This is a genomic window from Kineococcus deserti (genome assembly GCF_050871945.1).
In the GTDB taxonomy this organism is placed as follows: domain Bacteria; phylum Actinomycetota; class Actinomycetes; order Actinomycetales; family Kineococcaceae; genus Kineococcus.
In genome coordinates this window covers 95454-115887 of sequence record NZ_JBJLSI010000006.1, presented here as the reverse complement: position 1 = coordinate 115887, position 20434 = coordinate 95454, and the positions used below count along the sequence as shown (strand labels likewise).

Genomic DNA, 20434 nt, shown 5'->3' with positions numbered 1-20434 from the left:
CGGGGGTAGGGTCGAGCCCCGTGACGGACCAGCTTCCCCTCGAGGTGGAGACGGTGCTCTCGGTACCCGAGGCCCTGCCCACCTACGCCCACCCCGGTGACGCCGGGGCGGACCTGACCACCCGCGTCGACGTCGTGGTGGGGCCGGGGGAGCGGGTCAACGTGCCCACCGGGGTCTCGATCGCCCTGCCGGAGGGTTACGCGGCCTTCGTCGTGCCCCGCTCGGGGCTGGCCGCCAAGCGCGGACTGACGACGCTCAATGCCCCCGGCACGGTCGACGCCGGCTACCGCGGCGAGATCCGCGTGACCCTGCACAACACCGACCTGCGCGAGGCCGTCGCGCTGCGCGCGGGGGACCGGATCGCGCAGCTGGTCGTCCAGCGCGTCGAGCGCGTCGCCTTCGTCCCCGTGCAGCAGCTCCCGGACTCCGTCCGCGGCGCCGGGGGCCACGGCTCCACCGGTGGTGCCGACGCCCTGCACGCCGTGCAGCTCTCCTCCCCGTCCACACCCGAACCGTCCACGCCCGAAACCTCGCAGGAGCGACCGTGAGCCTGTTCCGCCGCCGCAAGGTCGCCGACTCGTCCGTGCAGGACGCCACGAGCACCGACGCCAGCGTCGACACCGAATCCGTCACCACCGCCGAGGCGGGGGCCGAACCGGCGACCGCGGCCGCCGGCGTCGTCGACGACCCCGAGGCGCGCGCCGCGGCCCAGGCGGGCGCCCCCGAGCCGGCGACGAGGGCCTTCGAGGCGTTCGACCGCGCCGGCGGCCCCTTCGACGTCTCCGAGGTGCCCGAGGACGACGACCGCCTGCCGCTGGGTGGCCTGCGGCTGAAGGGCCGGCAGGGCATGGAGCTGCGCTTCGAGGTGGAGGAGGCCAACCAGCGGGTCATCGCCGTCACGGTCGGCATGAACGGCTCCACCGTGCAGCTGCAGACCTTCGCCGCGCCCCGCTCGTCCGGCGTGTGGGACGAGATCCGCACCGAGATCGCCGCCGCCGTCGCAGGTCAGGGCGGTACCGCCGAGGAGCAGGACGGCCCGCTGGGCCGTGAGCTGGTGTGCCGGCTGCCGGTGCGCACCGAGGACGGGCGCACCGCGCACCAGCCGACCCGCTTCGTCGGTGTCGACGGGCCCCGCTGGTTCCTGCGGGCCGTCTTCTCCGGCCCCGCCGCCCACGACCGCGCCGCCGCGGCCGAGCTGGAGTCCGTCGTGCGCGACGTCGTGGTCGTCCGCGGCGCCGAGGCCATGGCGCCGCGGGAGCTGATCCCGCTGGCCCTGCCCCCGCAGCCGGGTCAGGGTGACCAGGCCCAGGCCCAGGCCCAGGCCCAGGCCGTGCCGCAGGGCCAGGCCGCGCCGAACCCCGCGCAGGACGCCCCGCGGACCCGGGACGACCTCAAGCCCTTCGAGCGGGGACCCGAGATCACCGAGGTGCGCTGACCTCCCCGGTTCCCTCGAGTTCCCCGGTGCCGGGAATCTGCGCGCATCGGGTGTCGTTCGTCCTGTGTTGGTGTGGATCCACCGCCGAAGGGGCCTACTGTGGGTGCCGTGTCGAAGTCCTCAGTGCTGAGCGCGCCGCTGTGGCGTCGCGCGCTCGCGCGGTTCACCGCCTCCGAATCCGACCTCGCGGCCGAGGAGGCTCAGGAGGACGCCGTGCGCAACGGCGGGACCCCTTGCGACCAGGTCCGCAACCGGACCAAGGCCTGCGTCTGCGGGACGCTGCGGTCGGTCACCCTGCGTCCGCGCGGCGGTGTCCCCGCGCTCGAGGCGGAACTGTTCGACGGGTCGGGGTCGGTCTCGCTCGTGTGGTTGGGCCGGCGGAAGATCGCCGGTGTCGAGCCGGGTCGGCGCGTCAAGGCGAAGGGCCTGGTGGCCACCGACGACGGCCAGCGGGTGATCTTCAACCCCGTGTACGAACTCGTCTGTCCCGAGAAGGCGTGAGCTCGCGGGACGGGGTGAGGGCTCCGCAGACCGTCGAGGAGCTCGTCCGGCACCGCCTGTCGGTCGCCCTGGGCGGCTGGCGCGGGCTGCTGGACTCCGCGGCCGCCCCGCTGGCCTTCCTCGTCGGGTGGTTGACGACCAAGGACCTCACGATCTCCCTGGGCGCCTCGATCGCCGTGATGCTGGTCGCGCTGGTCGCGCGCATCGCCCGCCGCGAGACGCTGCAGCACGCGATCGGCGGCATCGTCGTGACCGCGGTGGCGGCGTTCGTCGCCGCCCGCACCGGCCGGGCGCAGGACGTGTTCCTGCCCGGCATCCTGCTCAACCTCGGCCTGTCGGTGGTCTTCGTCGTCTCGATGGCGACGCGCTGGCCGGTCGTCGGCTTCCTGGTCGGCGCCGTCACCGAGGAACCCACCGCCTGGCGCCGGGACCGCGGCATCGTCTCGTTGTGCCAGAAGCTGACCGCGCTGCTGCTGGCCGGGTACCTCGTGCGGGTGGCGGTGCAGCTGCCGCTGTACCTGGCCGGGAACACCACCGCCCTGGCCGTCAGCAAGCTGGTGCTGGGCTGGCCGTTGCTGCTGGCCGGCATCGCGATCGCCGGGGCGATGCTGCTGCGGGGCCGCACTCCGCTGCAGGTCCCGCACGGCCCGGCCGAGGGTGACGCGCTGGAGGGGTGAGGCTCGTGCCCGACCCGTTCCACTTCGACGTCCACGCCGAGGTCTACGACCGGGCCCGCCCGCCCTACCCCGAGGCCCTGTGGCGCGCGCTCGCCCCGCTGCTGGGCCCTGGCGTGCGCGTCCTGGAGCTGGGCGCGGGAAGCGGCCTGGCCACCGGGCCGCTGCTCGCCGCCGGGGCCGAGGTCACCGCGGTGGAACCCGGGCCCGCCCTGGCGGCCCGGCTGCGCGCCCGCCACCCGGCGGCCGTCGTCCTGACCACGACCGCCGAGGCCGCGCCGCTGCCCGCCGCGGCCTTCGACCTGGCCGCCGTGGCCACGGCCGTGCACTGGCTCGACCTCGACGTCGTCCTGCCGAAGCTGCACACCGCCCTGGTGCCCGGCGGGCACCTGGCGGTGTGGCGCAACGCCTTCGGCGACCCGCAGGCTGCCCCCACCGCGTTCCGGCGCCGCGTCGCGCAGATCACGGCCCGTCGCGAGGAGGCGGCACGACCCGGGCCCGGGGAACTCGACACCGGGCAGTGGGCGCGGCAACTGTCCCGCACCGGGCACTTCACCGTCCGGGACGTCCAGGAGTTCCGCTGGAGCGTGGAGCTGACCGGCGCACAGGTCCGCGACCTGTTCACGACGTTCAGCAACTGGTCGGCCGCCGAGGCCGCCGAAGCGGCCGCCGCCGTCGACGAGCTCGGCGGTACCGTCCGTGAGCACTACCTGACACCGCTGATCCTGCTGCGCCGCAACGGCCCGGAGCTCTGACCGGGCTCGTGTAGCGTCCGGCGTGTGTCGAAGAAGAGCAAGAAGGCGCTGTGGCCCAAGACCAAGTGCTGCGAGTCCAAGGACCGCTGCAAACGCTGTCCGCTGCGCATGCTCAACGACGGCACGCTGCCCGAGGGCTACACGGTCAAGCGCCGCCGGCTGGTCAAGGCCGACTGACCCGCCGGGGACTCACGCCACCCGTCGCGCCTGCAGGTCGTTGACGACGTGGCCCAGCGCCAGCCCGCGCGCCTCGAAGCGGGTGACCGGACGCCACGCCGGTCGCGCGCGGTCCGCGGACAGCGCCAGTCGCGGCTCGGCGGCCAGGACCTGCGCCATCTGCTCGGCGTAGGGCTCCCAGTCGGTCGCGCAGTGCAGCAGCCCACCCGCGGCCAGGCGGTCGGCCACCAGGGCGGCGAAGGCCGGCGCGACCAGGCGCCGCTTGTGGTGGCGGGCCTTCGGCCACGGGTCGGGGAAGAACACCCGCACCCCGGCGAGGGAGCCGGAGCCGATGCGCTGGGCCAGCAGGTGCTGCCCGTCGCCCTCCAGGATCCGGACGTTGGTCAGCCCGCGCCCGGCCAGGCCCTGGACGAGCCGGGCGACGCCCGGGGTGTGGACCTCGGCCGCGACGACGTTCGTTCCCGGGTCGGCCTGCGCCATCTCCAGGGTGGCGTCGCCCATGCCGGAACCGATCTCCAGCACCACCGGGCGGTCGTTCCCGAACAGGGCGGCCAGGTCCAGCGGCCCCTCGCCCGCCGGCACGGCGTAGCGACCCAGGTGGGTCTCCAGCGCCTCCTGGCGGACGACGCCCATCCGGCCGCGCCGCAGCTTGTAGGACGGAACCGGCTCGTACGTGGGCGCGCTGGTGGAGGTGGACGAGGTCACCGCTCCATCATCGGGCACCGGTGACGGTGCTCAGTCCGCCTCAGGCGGCCTCCTGGTCCAGGTCCGACTCCGGCAGTGCCCGTTGCAGCATCTCGGCCAGCCGCCACGCCTCGGCCCGGCTCAGGTGCAGACCCATCTCGCGGTGCGAGCCCAGACCCGAGTAGATCGCGACGCCCGACAGGTTGGGCTCGAACCCGTCGTCCTCGATGACGCTGAGGCAGATCCAGGGTTTGATGCCCGGTCGGAAGTGCGCCAGCCGCATCGGTGGCACGTCGCGCTCACCGGTGAGGTAGGGAACGATCATCCGCACGTAGGCCAGGTCGTAGACCTCGGTACGTCCCTCGGCGTGGAGGAAGACGTCGCTGCCCCGGATGGTGACGGACTCCGCCGCAGTAGCTCCTAGCTGCACCTGACCCATTCCACCGCATGCGCACGGCGGGTGCACGCCGAGCGGAACGGCGGCTTCCCGTCAGCCGGTCCGCAGGTCAGCGCGTGCGCCGCCGTGCACGCGCCGGCGCCCCGACGTACTGCGCGAGGTGCTCACCGGTCAGCGTCGAACGGTCGGCCACCAGGTCGGCGGGAGTTCCCTCGAAGACGACCCGCCCGCCGTCGTGCCCGGCCCCGGGCCCCAGGTCGACGATCCAGTCGGCGTGGGCCACGACGGCCTGGTGGTGCTCGATGACGATCACCGACTTCCCCGAGTCGACCAGGCGGTCCAGCAGGCCCAGCAACTGCCGCACGTCGGCCAGGTGCAGACCCGTGGTCGGTTCGTCCAGCACCAGCACCCCGCCGTCGGCGCCCATGTGCGTGGCCAGCTTCAGCCGTTGCCGTTCACCGCCGGACAACGTCGTCAGCGGCTGCCCCAGGGTGAGGTAGCCGAGCCCGACGTCGACCAGCCGGTCCAGGACCGCGTGCGCCGCGGGCGTGCGGGCCGCACCCGAGCCGAAGAACTCCCGCGCCTGGAGGACCGGCATCGCCAGCACCTCGGCGATGTTCGCCCCGCCCAGGCGGTACTCCAGCACCGAGGCCTGGAACCGCCGGCCCTCGCACTCCTCGCACGTCGTGGCGACACCGGCCATGATGGCCAGGTCGGTGTAGACCACCCCGGCGCCGTTGCAGGTCGGGCAGGCTCCCTCGGAGTTCGCGCTGAACAACGCGGGTTTGACCCCGTTGGCCTTCGCGAACGCCTTGCGCACCGGTTCCAGCAGGCCGGTGTACGTCGCGGGGTTGCTGCGGCGGGAACCACGGATCGCGCCCTGGTCGACCGTCACGACACCCTCGCGGGGGGAGATCGACCCGTGGACCAGCGAACTCTTGCCCGACCCGGCGACACCGGTGACCACGACCAGGACACCCAGGGGGACGTCCACGGAGACGTTCCGCAGGTTGTGCGTGCGGGCTCCGCGGACCTCCAGCGCACCGGTCGGTGTGCGGACCGAGGGCTTGACCGCGGCGCGGTCGTCGAAGTGCCGGCCGGTGACGGTCCCGCTGGACCGCAGGCCTTCGACCGGACCCTGGTAGCAGACCGTCCCGCCCGCCGAACCCGCTCCCGGGCCGAGGTCGACGACGTGGTCGGCGATGACGATCGCCTCGGGTTTGTGCTCGACGACGAGCACGGTGTTCCCCTTGTCCCGCAACCGGATCAGCAGGTCGTTCATGCGCTGCACGTCGTGCGGGTGCAGCCCGGTCGTGGGTTCGTCGAACACGTAGGTGGTGTCGGTCAGCGACGACCCGAGGTGGCGGATCATCTTGACCCGCTGCGCCTCCCCGCCGGACAGGGTGCCCGAGGCACGTTCCAGCGACAGGTAGCCCAGGCCGATCTCGACGAACGAGTCCAGCACCCCGCGCAGGTTCGCCAGCAGCGGGGCGACGGAGGGTTCGGACAGTTCCGCGACCCACTCGGCCAGGTCGCTGATCTGCATCCGGCAGGCGTCGGCGATGCTGATCCCGGCGATCTTGCAGGCCCGCGCTCCCGGGGCCAGGCGGGTTCCGTCGCAGTCCGGGCACGTCGTGAACGTGGCGACGCGTTCGACGAACGCCCGCACGTGAGGCTGCAGGGAGTCGACGTCCCGCGACAGCATCGACTTCTGGATCTTCGGGATGAGCCCCTCGTAGGTGACGTTGATGCCGTCGACCTTGATCTTCGTGGGCTCCTTGTGCAGGAACGCCTCGAGTTCGGGTTTCGTGAACTCCGCGACGGGCTTGTCGCAGGAGAAGAAGCCGCACCCGTTGAAGATCCGGCCGTACCAGCCGTCCATCGAGTACCCGGGGACCTTGATGGCCCCCTCGTTGATCGACTTCGACGCGTCGTACAACTCGTCGAGGTCCAGGTCGTTCACCGAACCGCGGCCCTCGCAGCGCGGGCACATGCCGCCGGTGCGCGACCAGTCGGCGACGACCTTCTTGCTCCCTGCGCCGTTGCCGGTGCCCTTCTCGACCGTCATCGCCCCCTTGGCCGAGACGGAGGCGACGTTGAACGAGAACGCCTGCGGTCCGCCGACGTACGGCCGGCCGAGCCGGCTGAACAGGATCCGCAGCATCGCGTTCGCGTCGGTGGCCGTGCCCACCGTCGAGCGGGTGTCCCCACCCATCCGCTGCTGGTCGACGATGATCGCCGTGGTCAGGCCCTCCAGCACGTCCACGTCCGGCCGCGACAGCGAGGGCATGAAACCCTGGACGAACGTCGAGTACGTCTCGTTGATCAACCGCTGCGACTCCGCGGCGATCGTGCCGAAGACCAGCGAGCTCTTGCCCGATCCCGACACCCCGGTGAACACCGTGAGCCGCCGCTTGGGCAGTTCGACGCTGACGTCCTTGAGGTTGTTCTCCCGGGCGCCGTGGACGCGGATGAGGTCGTGGCTGTCAGCGACGTGGACGTCGGCAGGTTGACGGCTCATGGCCCCGATCCTGCCAGCGATCACGCCGCCAGTCAGTGGGCTCCCAGCAACGACCTCAGCTCCGGTTCGGCGGCCGGCACCGACAGGAACAGCAGGTGGTCACCCGGTTCCAGCACGTCGTCCGGGGTCGGCGGCAACGGCCGCTCGTTGCGGACGATGGCCACCAGGACGGTGTCGACGGGCAGCCGCACCTCACCGACGGTGCGGCCCAGGACCGGGCTGCCCTCCTCCAGGGTGTACTCGGCCATCGAGGCCTGCCCCTGCTGGAAGGTGAACAGCCGGACCAGTTCGCCGACGCTGACGGCCTCCTCGACCAGCGCGGTCATCAGCCGCGGGGTCGAGACGGCGACGTCGACACCCCACGCCTCGTCGAACAACCACTCGTTCTTGGGGTTGTTCACCCGGGCGACCGTGCGCGGCACCCCGTACTCGGTCTTGGCCAGCAGCGAGACCACCAGGTTGGCCTTGTCGTCGCCGGTGGCGGCCACCACCACGTCGCAGTCGGCGAGCTCGGCCTCGTCGAGGCTGGCGATCTCGCAGGCGTCGGCCAGCAGCCACTGGGCGTCGGGGACGCTGGGGATCTTCATGGCCGCCGGGCTGCGGTCGATGAGCAGCACCCGGTGACCGTTGCCGAGCAGTTCCCGGGCGATGGAGCGGCCGACGATGCCGGCCCCGGCGATGACGACCCGCATCAGGACTCCCCTCCGGGGGCGGCGGCCAGCACGGCCGAGGCCACGGCCGTGCGTTCGTCGGCCACCACCACGTGCAGGACGTCGCCCTCCTGGTACGCCATGCCCTTGTGGGGCACCACTCCCTGACCCAGCCGCGTCACGTACGCCACGCGCACCCCGGCGGCCGCCTCCAGCGCCGACAGGGGCCGGCCGATCCAGCCCTCGTGCACCAGCACCTCCACCAGCACGACACGCCCGGAGGCGTCGCGGAACTCGCTGAGGGTGCCCTCGGGAACGAGCCGGCGCAGCACCTGGTCGGCGGTCCAGCGGACGGTCGCGATGGTGGGGATGCCCAGGCGCTGGTAGACCTCGGCGCGGCCCGGGTCGTAGATGCGGGCCACGACGTTGTCGACGTCGAACTTCTCCCGGGCCACCCGCGCGGCCAGGATGTTGGAGTTGTCGCCCGAGGAGACCGCGGCGAAGGCGGTGGCCTCGTGGATGCCGGCCTCGACGAGGGTGTCGTGGTCGAAGCCGATGCCCGTCACGCGCCGGCCCGCGAAGGAGGGGCCGAGACGGCGGAAGGCGTCGGCGTTCTGGTCCACGACCGCGACGCTGTGCCCGCGCTGCTCGACGGTCAGCGCCAGGCTCGAACCGACCCGGCCGCAGCCCATGATCACGAAGTGCACGCCTGGAACGCTACCGCGTCGGCCGTCGGCCGTCGCCCGGCAGCACCCAGCTGCACCACCTACCATCGTCAGACGTGCCATCTGTGACCGATGCGGTCAAGCGCGTCCTGGTGGGCCGGCCGTTCCGCAGCGAACGCCTGTCCGAGACCCTGCTGCCCAAGCGCATCGCGCTGCCCGTCTTCGCCTCCGACGCCCTGAGCTCGGTGGCCTACGCCCCGGACGAGATCTTCCTGACCCTGTCGATCGCCGGGATCGCCGCCTACGCGTTCTCCCCGTGGATCGCCGGCGCCGTCGTGCTGGTGATGTTCGTGGTCGTCGCCTCCTACCGGCAGAACGTCCACGCCTACCCCTCCGGCGGCGGGGACTACGAGGTCGCCACCGTCAACCTCGGCCCCAACGCGGGGCTGACGGTCGGCAGCGCGCTGCTGGTGGACTACGTCCTGACCGTCGCGGTCTCGATCTCCTCCGGAGCCCAGTACGCCGCGGCCGCCGTCCCCGCCCTGCGCGGGCACGAGGCGATCTTCGCCGTCGCGCTCGTGCTGCTGCTGATGACGGCCAACCTGCGCGGGCTGCGCGAGAGCGGCGCCGCGTTCGCCGTCCCGACCTACATCTTCATGTTCTCCATCATCGGGATGGCGGTCTGGGGCTTCGCCCGCATGCTGTTCGGCGACCTGCCCGACGCGCCCAGCGCGCAGTTCGACCTGACCGCCGAGCACGACATCTCCGGCGGCCTGACCAGCCTGGCCGGTGCCTTCCTCATCCTGCGCGCCTTCTCCTCCGGTGCGGCGGCCCTGACCGGGGTCGAGGCCATCAGCAACGGTGTCCCGGCCTTCCGGGCGCCCAAGAGCAGGAACGCCGCCACGACCCTGGCGCTGCTGGGCCTGACCAGCGTGACGATGCTCGTCAGCATCATCGCCCTGGCCAACCTCACCGGCGTCCGGTTCGCCGAGGACCCCGAGCACCAGCTGCTGCGCGACGGGGTGCCGGTCGGGGACAGCTACGTGCAGGACCCGGTCATCGGCCAGCTGGCCGCGACCGTCTTCGACCACTTCCCGGTGGCCTTCTACGTCGTCACCGCCGCCACCGGCGTCATCCTGGTCCTGGCCGCCAACACCGCGTTCAACGGCTTCCCCGTGCTGGCCTCGATCCTGGCCCGCGACGGCTTCCTGCCCAAGCAGCTGCACACCCGCGGCGACCGGCTGGCCTTCTCCAACGGCATCATCGCCCTGGCGCTGACGGCGATCGTCCTCATCGTCGCCTTCGACGCCGAGGTCACCCGGCTCATCCAGCTCTACATCGTCGGCGTCTTCGTCTCCTTCACCATGAGCCAGACCGGCATGATCCGGCACTGGACGCGGCACCTGCGCAACGAGCAGGACCCCGCCAGGCGGGCGCAGATGAAGCGCTCGCGGGTCATCAACAGCATCGGCCTGGGCCTGACCGGCCTGGTCCTGGTCATCGTCCTGCTGACGAAGTTCACCCAGGGCGCGTGGATCGCGATCCTGGCGATGGTGTTCGTCTTCGTGAACATGAAGCTCATCCGGCGCCACTACACCAACGTCAGCCGCGAGCTCGAGGTCGCCCCCGACGCCCAGGCCAAGGCGCTGCCGACCGGTGTGCGCGGGATCGTCCTCGTCTCCAAGATCCACAAACCGACCCTGCGGGCCCTGGCCTTCGCCCGGGCGGCCAGGCCCACCGACCTGCAGGCCGTCACGGTCGCCGTCGAGCCGGAGGAGGCCGCCGCGCTGCAGCAGCGCTGGGAGTCCCTGGGCATCCCCGTGCCGCTGACCGTCCTGGACTCCCCGTACCGGGAGATCACCCGGCCGGTCGTGGAGTACGTCAAGGCGACCCGGCGGCGCTACCCGCGCGACCTGGTGATCGTCTACGTGCCCGAGTACGTCGTGGGGCACTGGTGGGAGACACTGCTGCACAACCAGTCGGCCCTGCGCCTGCGGGCCCGGCTGCGGTACCAGCCCGGTGTCATGGTCGCCAGCGTCCCCTGGCAGCTGAGCAGCTCGGCCGGTCTGGAGGACCGCGTCGAACGCGCCGCCCCCGGAACCGTGCGCCGCGGGACGTTCGGTCCCGCACCCACCGACACCACCGTGTCGGAACCGGAGAAGTGAAGGAAACCCGAGACTCGTGAACACCCCCACCCGTCAGCGCAGGACCCGCGCCGCCGCCCCCGCCGGCCCCGACGCCCGCGGCACCGAACTCGAGCTCGAGGTCGGTCCCGTCGCGCACGGCGGGCACTGCGTGGCCCGCCACGAGGGCCGGGTCGTCTTCGTCCGGCACGCCCTGCCCGGCGAGCGTGTCGTCGCCCGCGTCACCGAGGGCGCCGAGGGGGCGAAGTTCTGGCGCGCCGACGCCGTCCGCGTGCTGCAGGCCGACGAGGCCCGCGTCGAACCGCCCTGCCCGGTGGCCCGCCCCGGCCTGTGCGGCGGCTGCGACTTCCAGCACGCCACACCCGCCAAGCAGCGCGAGCTGAAGGCCTCCGTCGTCGCCGAGCAGTTCCACCGGCTGGCCGACCTCGACCTCGACGTGACCGTCGAGGAGGTGCCGCACGAACGCGCCGACGGGCTGCGCTGGCGCACCCGCACCCAGTTCGCCGTCGACGCCGAAGGGCGCACCGGCCTGCGCAAGCACCGCTCGCACGAGGTCGTGCCGCTGGCCGACTGCCCGATCAGCACCGAGCCCGTCGTGGGCAGCGGCGTGCTGGAAGCCCGCTTCGGCAACGTCGAGACCGTCGAGGTGGCCGCCGGGTCCGACGGCGCGGCGCCGCTGGTCGTCGTCACCCCCGACGGCGACCGCCACGCCCACCTGCCCAAGCTGCCCGACGCCTCGGTGGCCGTCCGCACCGCCGACGGCCTGCACCGGGTCTCCGGCCGGACCTGGGTGGGGGAGCGGATCACCGTCGGGGGCAGGGACCACGCGTTCCGCGTCGGCGGCGCCGGTTTCTGGCAGGTGCACCCCGCCGCGCCCGCCGTGCTCGGCGAGACGGTGCTCGCCGCGCTGCAGGTGCAGCCGGGGGAGAGCGCCCTGGACCTGTACTCCGGCGTGGGCCTGTTCACCGCGCTGCTGGCCGACGCGGTGGGGCAGGACGGCAGCGTCCTGGCCGTCGAGGGTGACGAGCGCGCCGTGCGCGACGCCCGCAAGTCGCTGCACGAGCAGCGGCACGTCGAACTGTGGGCCGGGGCCGTGGAGGAGGCGCTCGCCGACGACGAGCTGACCGGGCGCCGCACCGACGTGGTGGTCCTGGACCCGCCCCGCACCGGCGCCGGCCGCACCGTCGTCGCCGGGATCGCCGCGCTGGCCCCTCGCGCCATCGCCTACGTCGCCTGCGACCCGGCCGCGCTGGCCCGCGACACCGCGTTCCTGGCCGGGCACGGGTACGTGCTGGACGGGCTGCGGGCGTTCGACCTGTTCCCGCACACCCACCACGTGGAGTGCGTCGCGACGTTCGTGCGCGGCTGAGGGCCGGTCCGGGCGCGTCGTCCGGCACCCAGCGCCCGACGACGTGCCGCCTGCCGGCCGTGCACGCGCCGGGTCAGGCGCCGACGGGCCGGCGGTCCCCCGCGTCGAGGTCGTCGAGCCCGTCGAGGCCGGCCAGGACCGACTGCAGGACGTCGGAGGGCGACTTCTCGGCGGCGGTCACGTCGACGATCTCCTCCTGGTTCCAGCGGCGGAACGGCTCGCGGGTGGAGTGGCGCGGGACGTAGCGCCGGGGGCGCCGGGCGAGCAGGGACACGGGTCTCCTCCGGGTTCTCGGTCGAGGCGGTCTCAGCCGAGGCGGCCGGAGCCGGCCAGCCACAGGACCAGCACGAGCGTGAGGGCGAGCGACGCGGCGGCCCCCGCCCCGGCGACCAGGGCGTACCCGGCGAGGTCGAGGCGCGCCACGACCTCGCGCAGGGACCGGACCAGCCGGGTGGGCAGGCCCACCGCCGGTTCGCCGGGGATCGCCTGCAGGCCCGCCAGGACGGAGGTCAGGACCGTCCCGGACTCGGCGTCGGTCAGCTCCACGGCCCGCGGCGGCCGGTGCGCGGGCAGCGCGACGCCGCCGGAACGGCCGTCGGCCCGGTGCTGGGGACCGCGCTGGGGGGCGGGCCGGGTGGGGGCGGGCCGGACCGGGATGGTCTGGGTGGTCAGGGGGTGCACGGGCTGCTCCAGTCCGTCGGGCGGTGTCGACCTCCACTGTGCTGACCCAGCGTGATCCGACTCAAGCCGTGAGTAGTGCGTCCGAGTGCATCCGTCCGGGTGGTCCGTCGCTGTGCGCCACCGTTCCACCGCGAGCGCACCGTCTGCCGACCGCCGGTTCCCCGCCGGCCTCCACGGCAACGGCACCGGACCCGACCTGCGCGACCTGCGCTCGGCCCCGGGTCGCGGTCGGCCCCGGTCCTCGTCCCGAGCACGGCCAGTCTGGTATCTTGACGTCGAGATAAATGAGCGTGACACCGTGGGGACCGGTCACGACCCCGCGGGCGGTTCCACCTCGGCCGGTGGGACCATCGGAACGACGACCAGCCCGACGACGACGACGGAAGACGAGTGAGGAGCTCAGGGTGAGCAGCCACAACAGCTTCGAAGCCAAGGCTACCCTAATAGTGGGTGGGACGGAATACACGATCTTCCGTCTGGACAAGGTCGAGGGATCGGCGAAGCTGCCCTTCAGCCTCAAGGTCCTCCTGGAGAACCTGCTGCGCACCGAGGACGGCGCGAACATCACCGCCGACCACATCCGCGCCCTCGGCGGCTGGAACCCGAACGCCGAGCCCGACACCGAGATCCAGTTCACCCCCGCGCGAGTCCTCATGCAGGACTTCACCGGTGTGCCCTGCATCGTCGACCTGGCCACCATGCGCGAGGCCATCACCGCCCTCGGCGGCGACGCCACCAAGGTGAACCCGCTGTCGCCGGCCGAGATGGTCATCGACCACTCCGTCATCGCCGACGTCTTCGGCCGCCCCGACGCCTTCGAGCAGAACGTCGACCTGGAGTACGGCCGCAACCGCGAGCGCTACCAGTTCCTGCGCTGGGGCCAGACCGCGTTCGACGACTTCAAGGTCGTCCCGCCGGGCACCGGCATCGTCCACCAGGTCAACATCGAGCACCTGGCCCGCGTGGTGTTCCCGCGCGAGGTCGGCGGCGAGCTGCAGGCCTACCCCGACACCCTCGTCGGCACCGACTCGCACACCACGATGGTCAACGGCCTGGGTGTGCTGGGCTGGGGCGTCGGCGGCATCGAGGCCGAGGCGGCCATGCTCGGCCAGCCCGTCTCGATGCTCATCCCGCGCGTCGTCGGCTTCAAGCTGTCCGGGGAGATCCCGGCCGGAGCCACCGCCACCGACGTCGTGCTCACCATCACCGAGATGCTGCGCAAGCACGGCGTCGTCGGCAAGTTCGTCGAGTTCTACGGCGAGGGCGTGGCCTCGGTGCCGCTGGCCAACCGCGCCACCATCGGGAACATGAGCCCCGAGTTCGGCTCGACCGCCGCGATCTTCCCGATCGACGACGTCACGCTGGACTACCTGCGCCTGACCGGCCGTTCCGACGAGCAGGTCGCCCTCGTCGAGGCGTACACCAAGGAACAGGGCCTGTGGCACGACCCCTCGGTCGAGGCGAGCTACTCCGAGTACCTCGAACTCGACCTGTCGACCGTCGTGCCCAGCATCGCCGGCCCCAAGCGCCCGCAGGACCGCATCGTCCTGACCGAGGCCAAGGAGGCGTTCCGCGCCGCCCTGGGCGACTACGTCACCGAGGACGTCACGACCACGAACGCACCCTCGAGCGCGATGACCGACGCCATCGACGCGGTCAGCCCCTCGTCGCAGGACGAGGCCAGCGAGGAGAGCTTCCCCGCCTCCGACGCGCCGTCGACCTCCACCACCGACGGCCGCGACGCCCCGCAGGCCCCCGGCCACGCGGCGGGCCGCCCGTCCAAGCGGGTCCCGGTCACCCTCGCCGACGGCACGCAGACGGAGATCGACCACGGCGCGGTCGCGATCGCCTCCATCACCAGCTGCACCAACACCTCCAACCCCTCGGTCATGGTGGCCGCGGCCCTGCTGGCCAAGAACGCCGTCGAGAAGGGCCTGACCCGCAAGCCGTGGGTCAAGACCTCCCTCGCGCCGGGCTCGAAGGTCGTCACCGACTACTACGACAAGGCCGGCCTGACCCCGTACCTGGAGAAGCTCGGCTTCCACCTCGTCGGCTACGGCTGCGTCACCTGCATCGGCAACTCCGGCCCGCTGCCGGAGGAGATCTCCGCGGCGATCCAGGACAACGACCTGGCCGTCACCGCGGTGCTGTCCGGGAACCGGAACTTCGAGGGCCGGATCAACCCCGACATCAAGATGAACTACTTGGCCTCCCCGCCGCTGGTCATCGCCTACGCCCTGGCCGGGACGATGGACTGGGACGTCGAGAACGACCCGATCGGCACCGACGAGGCCGGCGACGACGTGTACCTGCGCGACATCTGGCCCGACGCGGCCGAGGTGGAGCGGGTCATCGGCGAGGCGATCAGCAAGGACATGTTCGTCAAGGACTACGCCGACGTGTTCGCCGGTGACGAGCGCTGGCGCGGTCTGCCCACCCCCGAGGGCGACACCTTCGCCTGGGACGGCGAGTCGACCTACGTGCGCAAGCCCCCGTACTTCGAGGGCATGCAGGCGCAGCCGGCGCCGGTGACCGACATCTCCGGCGCCCGCGTCCTGGCGCTGCTCGGCGACTCGGTCACCACCGACCACATCTCCCCGGCCGGCTCGATCAAGCCCGACAGCCCGGCCGGTGTGTACCTGTCCGAGCACGGGGTCGAGCGCAAGGACTTCAACTCCTACGGCTCGCGCCGCGGCAACCACGAGGTGATGATCCGCGGCACGTTCGCCAACATCCGGTTGAAGAACCAGCTGCTGGACAACGTCTCCGGTGGTTTCACCCGCGACTTCACCAACGGCGGCGAGCAGGCGACGATCTACGACGCCGCGCAGAACTACGCCGCGGCCGGCACCCCGCTCGTCGTCCTGGGCGGCAAGGAGTACGGCTCGGGTTCCTCGCGCGACTGGGCCGCCAAGGGCACCGCGCTGCTGGGCGTCAAGGCCGTCATCACCGAGAGCTTCGAGCGCATCCACCGCTCGAACCTCATCGGCATGGGCGTCGTCCCGCTGCAATTCCCCAAGGGGGAGTCGGCGGCCTCGCTCGGCCTGGACGGCACCGAGACGTTCGACATCTCCGGCATCACCGAGCTCAACGAGGGCCGCACCCCCAAGACCGTGAAGGTCACGGCCACCAAGGAGTCCGGCGAGACGGTCGAGTTCGACGCCGTCGTCCGCATCGACACCCCCGGTGAGGCGGACTACTACCGCAACGGCGGGATCCTGCACTACGTGCTGCGGTCGCTGACCGGCGCCTGAGGCACGCGAGGAGGGCGGTCACCCCACGGGGTGACCGCCCTCCGTCGTTCCTGGCGGGCCGCCTCAGGTCAGCGGGCCGCAGGTCACCACGAGCTCCATCCCCCGGTCCGCGGTGGCCTGGACGAGTTCGAGCAGGTCGGGGTCGAGCCCGGGCGCGAACTCCTCGCAGCGTTCCCCGGCGATCGTCGTGGGCGCGCCCTCGGGGGCCCGCTCGGTCCCGTCGAGGTCGGTGCCGTCGTTCGACGGCGACGCGCCGCGCACGATCTCCGCCGCCTCGGTGAGGGCGTTGGCCGCCGCGGGTCCGGTCCGTCGCGTCCCCGTGGACGCGGCGCCAGGCCGGTGTGGTCTGATCACTCCCGTGTCCGCCCTGCTCCGTCGTGCCCTGCTGCCGTTGTCCGGCGCCGTCCTCGGCGGGGGTGCGGCCTGGGTCGCCTCCCGCGGGCTGATCGACGACACGTACATCACGCTGGCCTACGCCCGCAACCTCGCCGAGCACGGGCACTGGGGGATGACGCCGGGAACCACCTCGAACGCCGCGACGTCGCCGTTGAACGTCGTGCTGCTGGCGCTGTCCTTCCTGCTGGTGCGTCCCTTCGCCGGGGCGGACGGGGAACTCGCGCTCGGGGTGCTCACCGCGGCGCTGGGGGCGCTGGCGGCGTGGTGCACCGGCCGGGTCGTCCGTCGCGCCGGCCTGCACGCCGGGTGGGCGCTGGTCGCGCTCGTCGTGGTCCTGGCGAACCCGTTGCTGGTCTCGGCGCTGGGGCTGGAGGTCGTCCTGCTGTTCACGGCCATGACGGCCCTGCTGGCGGCGGGGCTGGCGGGCCGTCCGGTGGTGTACGGCCTCGCCGCGGCCGCGAGTCTGCTGGCCCGGCTGGACATGGTCGTGTTCGTCGTGCTGATCGCGTTGGCCTGCAACGGGATCCGACGCCGGCTGGGCGCGGCCGTCCTCGCCTGCACCGCGGCGGCCCTGCCGTGGTTCGCGATCAGCTGGTGGTGGCTGGGGTCGGCGATCCCCGACACCTTCGTCATCAAGACCAACCAGGGCAGTTTCGGGGAGGGGCGCACCTACCTGCGCGGGTTGTGGACGCACTACTTCCCGGACGTCCCCGAAGCGGTCGTGGTCGGTGTCGTCGCGGCGTTCGTGGGCCTGGTGGTCCTGCTGGCGCTGCTGGTCGCCAGGGGTTCCCGTGGTGGCGTCCGGGCGGGGCTGACCGGCCTGGGCCTGGGCGGGGTGGCCTACTTCACCGTCTACAGCCTCCTGGGCGTTCCGCCCTACCAGTGGTACTACGTCCCGCCGGTGGCCTCGCTGTCGTTCGTCGCCGTGCTCGGCACCGGCGTCCTGCTGGCCGGCCGAGCCCGGAGGGCCGCGGGCGTCGGGTTGGTCGTGGTCCCGGTCGCGGCGCTGGCCGGGCTGTACGTCGCGGTCCCGGCGGCCGCGTTGCCGCTGCCGTGGGCCTACCCGCCGGTGTTCGGGAACTTCGCCACGCCCGCGGAGTACCGCGCGATCGGCGCCGAGGTCGGCGAGCTGGTCGGCGAGGAACGGGTGGCCGCGCCGGGGGAGATCGGCACGCTGGCCTACGCCTGCGACTGCGGACTCGTCGACCAGTTCTCCGACCCGGCGGTGCTGCAGCCGCTGATCGAGGCACGCATCGACGACGCCGGGCCGGTCCTGCGAACCCTGCTGGAGTGGAACTACGCCCGCCGCGACGCGGGTGCGGCGCAGCCGACGCCGTGGGTCCTGCGCTGGGCCAGTGCGGCCGTCGCGCCCCCGGAGGGCGTGCGGCGGTGGCCGACGACGGCCGGGACGGTGCAGCGCCCGGACGTGCTCGTGCTGTTCCGCGAGGAGTGAGTCTCAGAAGTCGATGAACCCGCCCAGCGCCGCGTCCAGCGGCGGCACCTGCCCGGTCTGGAAGTCCTCCATGAGCAGCACGGCCGCGGTGTCCGGCGGGGTGATCCGGCCGACCTCGTCGAACAGCGGGATCCGCCGGCGCAACCGCACCCCGGGACGGTCGGGGTGCTCGAAGGTCCACTCCAGCAACGTCTCCGGCCAGTCGCCGACCAGCCGGGCGCGGACCGCCGACATCCCCTCGATGAGGGGGGACAACCCCGAGTCGGTGCGCCAGTACTCCTGCAGCCTGCCGTTGGCGGCCAGCACCTGACGCACGTAGGAACCCGCCTCCAGGGGGCGGGGGAACAGCGGCCGCACGCGGTCGCCGACGTCCACCGACCCTGCGCGCAGCAGCGGGGTGACGTCGCCGTTGCGCTGCACCGTCACCAGGTCGACGCCGGGGCGCAGCAGCCCGGGTTCGTCCCGGTGCACCGAGACCACCAGGCGTTCCGCGGTGCCCGAGCCGACCAGGGCCGCCGACGTCGTGGTGCCCCGACCCAGGTCGATGCGCCGCAACGGGTCGCCCTGCGAGTCGTGGGTGAGGGCGACGAGGCGGCCGGCCGCGGCGGCCACGGCGTCCGCGCGCCAGCCGAAACCCCAGCGGGCGCCCTCGAGGCGGACGGTGTGGCGGTCGGCGCCGGCGTTCCAGGGATCCAGCCAGGAGTGCGTCCCGCGGCCGTCCTCGGTCCGCAGCTGGGGGCCGTGCTCCACGGGTTCGGCGACGTCGCGCAGTTCGTCGCCGACAGCCGCTCCCCAGGGCACCCGGAACCAGCGGGTGCTCCAGACGACCTCGTGCAGGTCCGCACCCAGCGGCTCCAGGTGCCAGGGTTCGTCGTCGAGGGCGACGAACAGTCCCGACTCCTCGGCCTGCGCGGCCCGTACGGGGGCCTCGACGTTCGTGCGCCGCGGCCGGCCGCCGGGGGAGACGTGCAGCAGCTGCGACGGTTGCAGACCCCAGCTGGGCCGGCCGTCGGTGCTGCGCACGATGTCCTGCGGCGGCGGTGGGGGAGCGCACCACACCCCGTCCGGACCCACCGCGGCCAGCCGCAGACCGTGCGTCCACACCGCCAGCTCGACCCCGTCCGGGCCGATGCGCACGAGCGGGGCCTCCCCGTGCGGGTGGGTCCAGAAGGCGGGGCCGTCCGGGAGCAGCCGCGGCGGTGGCCACGGGGCCGGAACCGGCTCGGGCGGCACGTCCGGCCAGCTGACCAGGCGCTCGACCTTGCCGGTCCGCTGGTCCAGCACCGCGGCGACGGGCTGGGTCTCGTCCAGCGCCCACAACCCCGAGTCCAGGCTCAGCAGCCGGGTGGGGCGCAGCGGTCTCACCGGGTGATCTTCTCGCAGACGGCGGCGCCGGTGGCCGCCAGCCCGGCGAGGACGAAGGCGCTCACCGGTCCGGCCGCCTCGACCCCGGCGCCCGCCACCGCCGAGGACGCGGCCGAGCCGGCGGCCGAGACCGAGGCGAGCCAGGCGAACGTGCTGGTCAAAAGCCGGGGTGGACAGTCCCGCCGGGCCCGGACCGAGGCCGCCACGACCACCGGCGGGACCGCGGCCCCGACGGCGAACAGCACCACGGCCAGCGCCGCGGTGGGCCAGGGCAGCAACAGCGCGAGCCCGGCCACCGCCAGCGCCCGGCTCGCCGGCCGCAGCGCGACCGGCCTCCGCCGGTGGGTCAGGACGAGGCCGGCCAGCAGCCCGCCGGCGCTGGAGGCGGCGAACAGTGCCGTCGCCACCTGCGGGTCGCCGGTGGCCACGACGGACGCGGTGACCGCCAGCGGCAGGGCCCCGAAGTGCATCCCGACGCAGACGTTCACCGCCAGCGGCAGACCGACCGCGCGCGGCAACCCCAGGACACCCCGGTCGCCCGCGGCCGGCGGGGGCGCCGAGGCGCGCAGCAACGCCAGCCCGGACGTGCCGCCGACCACCAGCACCCCCGCGGCCACGACGGCCGTGCAGGTCCGTCCGTGGGTGGCCAGGGTCGCCACGAGCACCGGCCCGAGCAGGAAGGCCGTCGAGTTCGCGACGGCCTCCAGCCCGAACGCCCGGGACAACCCGGTCGCGGGCGTCAACCGGTGCGACCACCGGGCGGCGGTGAAGGCCCCCAGCTGGGGCAGGCTCGCCCCCACGCCCGCACCCAGCGCGAACACCCCGGCCGGCGCCGACGCGGGTGAGGTGCCCGCGACGAGCGCCCACAGCGCGAGGGCTTGCGCCGCAGCCAGGAACTGCAGCACCCGCGGCTGCCCGAACCGGTCGGCGAGGCGGGCGGTCTGCGGGCCGGCGACCCCCTCGGCGACCGCCAGTCCCGCGGTCGCCAGCCCCGCGGTCGCGAAGGAACCGGTCCGCTCGTGCACGAGCCAGAGCAGCGCCAGGGGGGTCATCGCGATCCCGACCCGTCCCAGCACAGCCGTGACGAAGAACGCCGTCAGCACGGCGCGTCCTCTCCCACCGGGGCGGACCGGTCTGGGGACCGGACGTTTGCCCGCAGGCTACCCGCGCTCCCCGCCGTCGGCACAGGAGTTCCGTCGTCACGCAGCGCAACCACCGCGGCGCAGGCGCCGGTCCGGACGGCCGGTTGCACCACCCGAAGCGATCAACTCGTGGCGGTCGGTGCCGATAACTCCTGTGGATGTGGCGCCACG

The 20434-nt window shown here is 73.2% G+C and carries 20 protein-coding genes; 10 read left to right on the top strand and 10 right to left on the bottom strand.

Annotated elements, in window-relative coordinates:
• The first annotated feature begins 20 nt into the window (after positions 1-20).
• From dut to ACRYR2_RS07025, 6 genes are all read left to right on the top strand, one after another.
• Positions 21-548, top strand: coding sequence for a dUTP diphosphatase (gene dut, locus ACRYR2_RS07050; RefSeq protein ID WP_432562130.1), 528 nt, complete (start codon positions 21-23; stop codon positions 546-548).
• Positions 545-1435 (top strand): DUF3710 domain-containing protein, encoded by an 891-nt coding sequence (locus ACRYR2_RS07045; protein WP_432562129.1) that lies wholly within the window; start codon positions 545-547, stop codon positions 1433-1435. Before dut ends, ACRYR2_RS07045 begins: the two co-directional genes overlap by 4 nt.
• Positions 1436-1534: 99 nt before the next feature.
• Entirely contained in the window at positions 1535-1936 is a 402-nt protein-coding gene (locus ACRYR2_RS07040) for an OB-fold nucleic acid binding domain-containing protein (RefSeq protein WP_432562128.1), read from the top strand.
• Entirely contained in the window at positions 1933-2613 is a 681-nt protein-coding gene (locus ACRYR2_RS07035; protein ID WP_432562127.1) for a DUF3159 domain-containing protein, read from the top strand. Before ACRYR2_RS07040 ends, ACRYR2_RS07035 begins: the two co-directional genes overlap by 4 nt.
• Positions 2614-2618: 5 nt before the next feature.
• Complete coding sequence (locus ACRYR2_RS07030) at positions 2619-3365, top strand: class I SAM-dependent methyltransferase (RefSeq protein ID WP_432562126.1); 747 nt, start codon at positions 2619-2621, stop codon at positions 3363-3365.
• A gap of 24 nt (positions 3366-3389) precedes the next feature.
• Positions 3390-3542 (top strand): hypothetical protein, encoded by a 153-nt coding sequence (locus ACRYR2_RS07025; RefSeq protein ID WP_432562125.1) that lies wholly within the window; start codon positions 3390-3392, stop codon positions 3540-3542.
• 12 nt (positions 3543-3554) lie between these two features.
• Here the strand turns inward: ACRYR2_RS07025 and trmB are convergent, their stop codons facing one another.
• The 5 genes from trmB to ACRYR2_RS07000 all read right to left on the bottom strand — a co-directional run bounded on the left by trmB (position 3555) and on the right by ACRYR2_RS07000 (position 8501).
• Complete coding sequence (gene trmB, locus ACRYR2_RS07020; RefSeq protein ID WP_432562124.1) at positions 3555-4247, bottom strand: tRNA (guanosine(46)-N7)-methyltransferase TrmB; 693 nt, start codon at positions 4245-4247, stop codon at positions 3555-3557.
• 40 nt (positions 4248-4287) lie between these two features.
• Positions 4288-4656: a hypothetical protein gene (locus tag ACRYR2_RS07015; RefSeq protein ID WP_432562123.1), complete on the bottom strand. Its 369-nt coding sequence runs from the start codon at positions 4654-4656 to the stop codon at positions 4288-4290.
• Between the two features lie 76 nt (positions 4657-4732).
• A complete protein-coding gene (locus ACRYR2_RS07010; protein ID WP_432562122.1) occupies positions 4733-7144 on the bottom strand; it encodes an ATP-binding cassette domain-containing protein in 2412 nt (803 codons plus the stop codon).
• 32 nt (positions 7145-7176) lie between these two features.
• Positions 7177-7836 (bottom strand): potassium channel family protein, encoded by a 660-nt coding sequence (locus ACRYR2_RS07005; protein WP_432562121.1) that lies wholly within the window; start codon positions 7834-7836, stop codon positions 7177-7179.
• Positions 7836-8501, bottom strand: a complete 666-nt coding sequence (locus ACRYR2_RS07000) for a potassium channel family protein (RefSeq protein ID WP_432562120.1) — start codon at positions 8499-8501, stop codon at positions 7836-7838. The genes ACRYR2_RS07005 and ACRYR2_RS07000 overlap by 1 nt, the downstream gene beginning before the upstream one ends.
• Positions 8502-8575: 74 nt before the next feature.
• Between ACRYR2_RS07000 and ACRYR2_RS06995 the strand changes: the two genes are divergently transcribed.
• A complete protein-coding gene (locus ACRYR2_RS06995) occupies positions 8576-10624 on the top strand; it encodes an APC family permease (RefSeq protein WP_432562119.1) in 2049 nt (682 codons plus the stop codon).
• A gap of 16 nt (positions 10625-10640) precedes the next feature.
• Positions 10641-11972, top strand: a complete 1332-nt coding sequence (locus ACRYR2_RS06990) for a class I SAM-dependent RNA methyltransferase (RefSeq protein ID WP_432562118.1) — start codon at positions 10641-10643, stop codon at positions 11970-11972.
• 73 nt (positions 11973-12045) lie between these two features.
• Here ACRYR2_RS06990 and ACRYR2_RS06985 read toward each other — a convergent pair whose 3' ends face one another.
• The gene (locus ACRYR2_RS06985) at positions 12046-12246 is read right to left on the bottom strand and encodes a hypothetical protein (RefSeq protein ID WP_432562117.1); all 201 of its coding nucleotides are present in this window, start codon (positions 12244-12246) and stop codon (positions 12046-12048) included.
• Positions 12247-12278: 32 nt separating this feature from the next.
• Positions 12279-12653, bottom strand: coding sequence for a hypothetical protein (locus tag ACRYR2_RS06980; RefSeq protein WP_432562116.1), 375 nt, complete (start codon positions 12651-12653; stop codon positions 12279-12281).
• A 404-nt stretch (positions 12654-13057) separates the two neighbouring features.
• Here ACRYR2_RS06980 and ACRYR2_RS06975 point away from each other — a divergent pair, with 404 nt between their 5' ends.
• Entirely contained in the window at positions 13058-15907 is a 2850-nt protein-coding gene (locus tag ACRYR2_RS06975) for an aconitate hydratase (protein WP_432562115.1), read from the top strand.
• A 63-nt stretch (positions 15908-15970) separates the two neighbouring features.
• Here ACRYR2_RS06975 and ACRYR2_RS06970 read toward each other — a convergent pair whose 3' ends face one another.
• A complete protein-coding gene (locus ACRYR2_RS06970) occupies positions 15971-16261 on the bottom strand; it encodes a hypothetical protein (protein WP_432562114.1) in 291 nt (96 codons plus the stop codon).
• A gap of 4 nt (positions 16262-16265) precedes the next feature.
• On the opposite strand from ACRYR2_RS06970, the gene ACRYR2_RS06965 reads away from it, so the two are divergent.
• On the top strand, positions 16266-17756 hold the full coding sequence (locus ACRYR2_RS06965) for a hypothetical protein (RefSeq protein WP_432562113.1): 1491 nt from the start codon (positions 16266-16268) through the stop codon (positions 17754-17756).
• Positions 17757-17759: 3 nt separating this feature from the next.
• Here the strand turns inward: ACRYR2_RS06965 and ACRYR2_RS06960 are convergent, their stop codons facing one another.
• Together ACRYR2_RS06960 and ACRYR2_RS06955 are read right to left on the bottom strand one after the other, a co-directional pair.
• Positions 17760-19121: a hypothetical protein gene (locus tag ACRYR2_RS06960; RefSeq protein WP_432562112.1), complete on the bottom strand. Its 1362-nt coding sequence runs from the start codon at positions 19119-19121 to the stop codon at positions 17760-17762.
• On the bottom strand, positions 19118-20224 hold the full coding sequence (locus ACRYR2_RS06955; protein WP_432562111.1) for an MFS transporter: 1107 nt from the start codon (positions 20222-20224) through the stop codon (positions 19118-19120). The genes ACRYR2_RS06960 and ACRYR2_RS06955 overlap by 4 nt, the downstream gene beginning before the upstream one ends.
• Positions 20225-20434 lie beyond the last annotated feature (210 nt).

What these genes read in the sequence shown, in the direction of transcription:
- ACRYR2_RS07010 (WP_432562122.1), bottom strand. Translation starts at nt 7,144, where the DNA reads ATGAGCCGTCAACCTGCCGACGTCCACGTCGCTGACAGCCACGACCTC.
- ACRYR2_RS07005 (WP_432562121.1), bottom strand. Translation starts at nt 7,836, where the DNA reads ATGCGGGTCGTCATCGCCGGGGCCGGCATCGTCGGCCGCTCCATCGCC.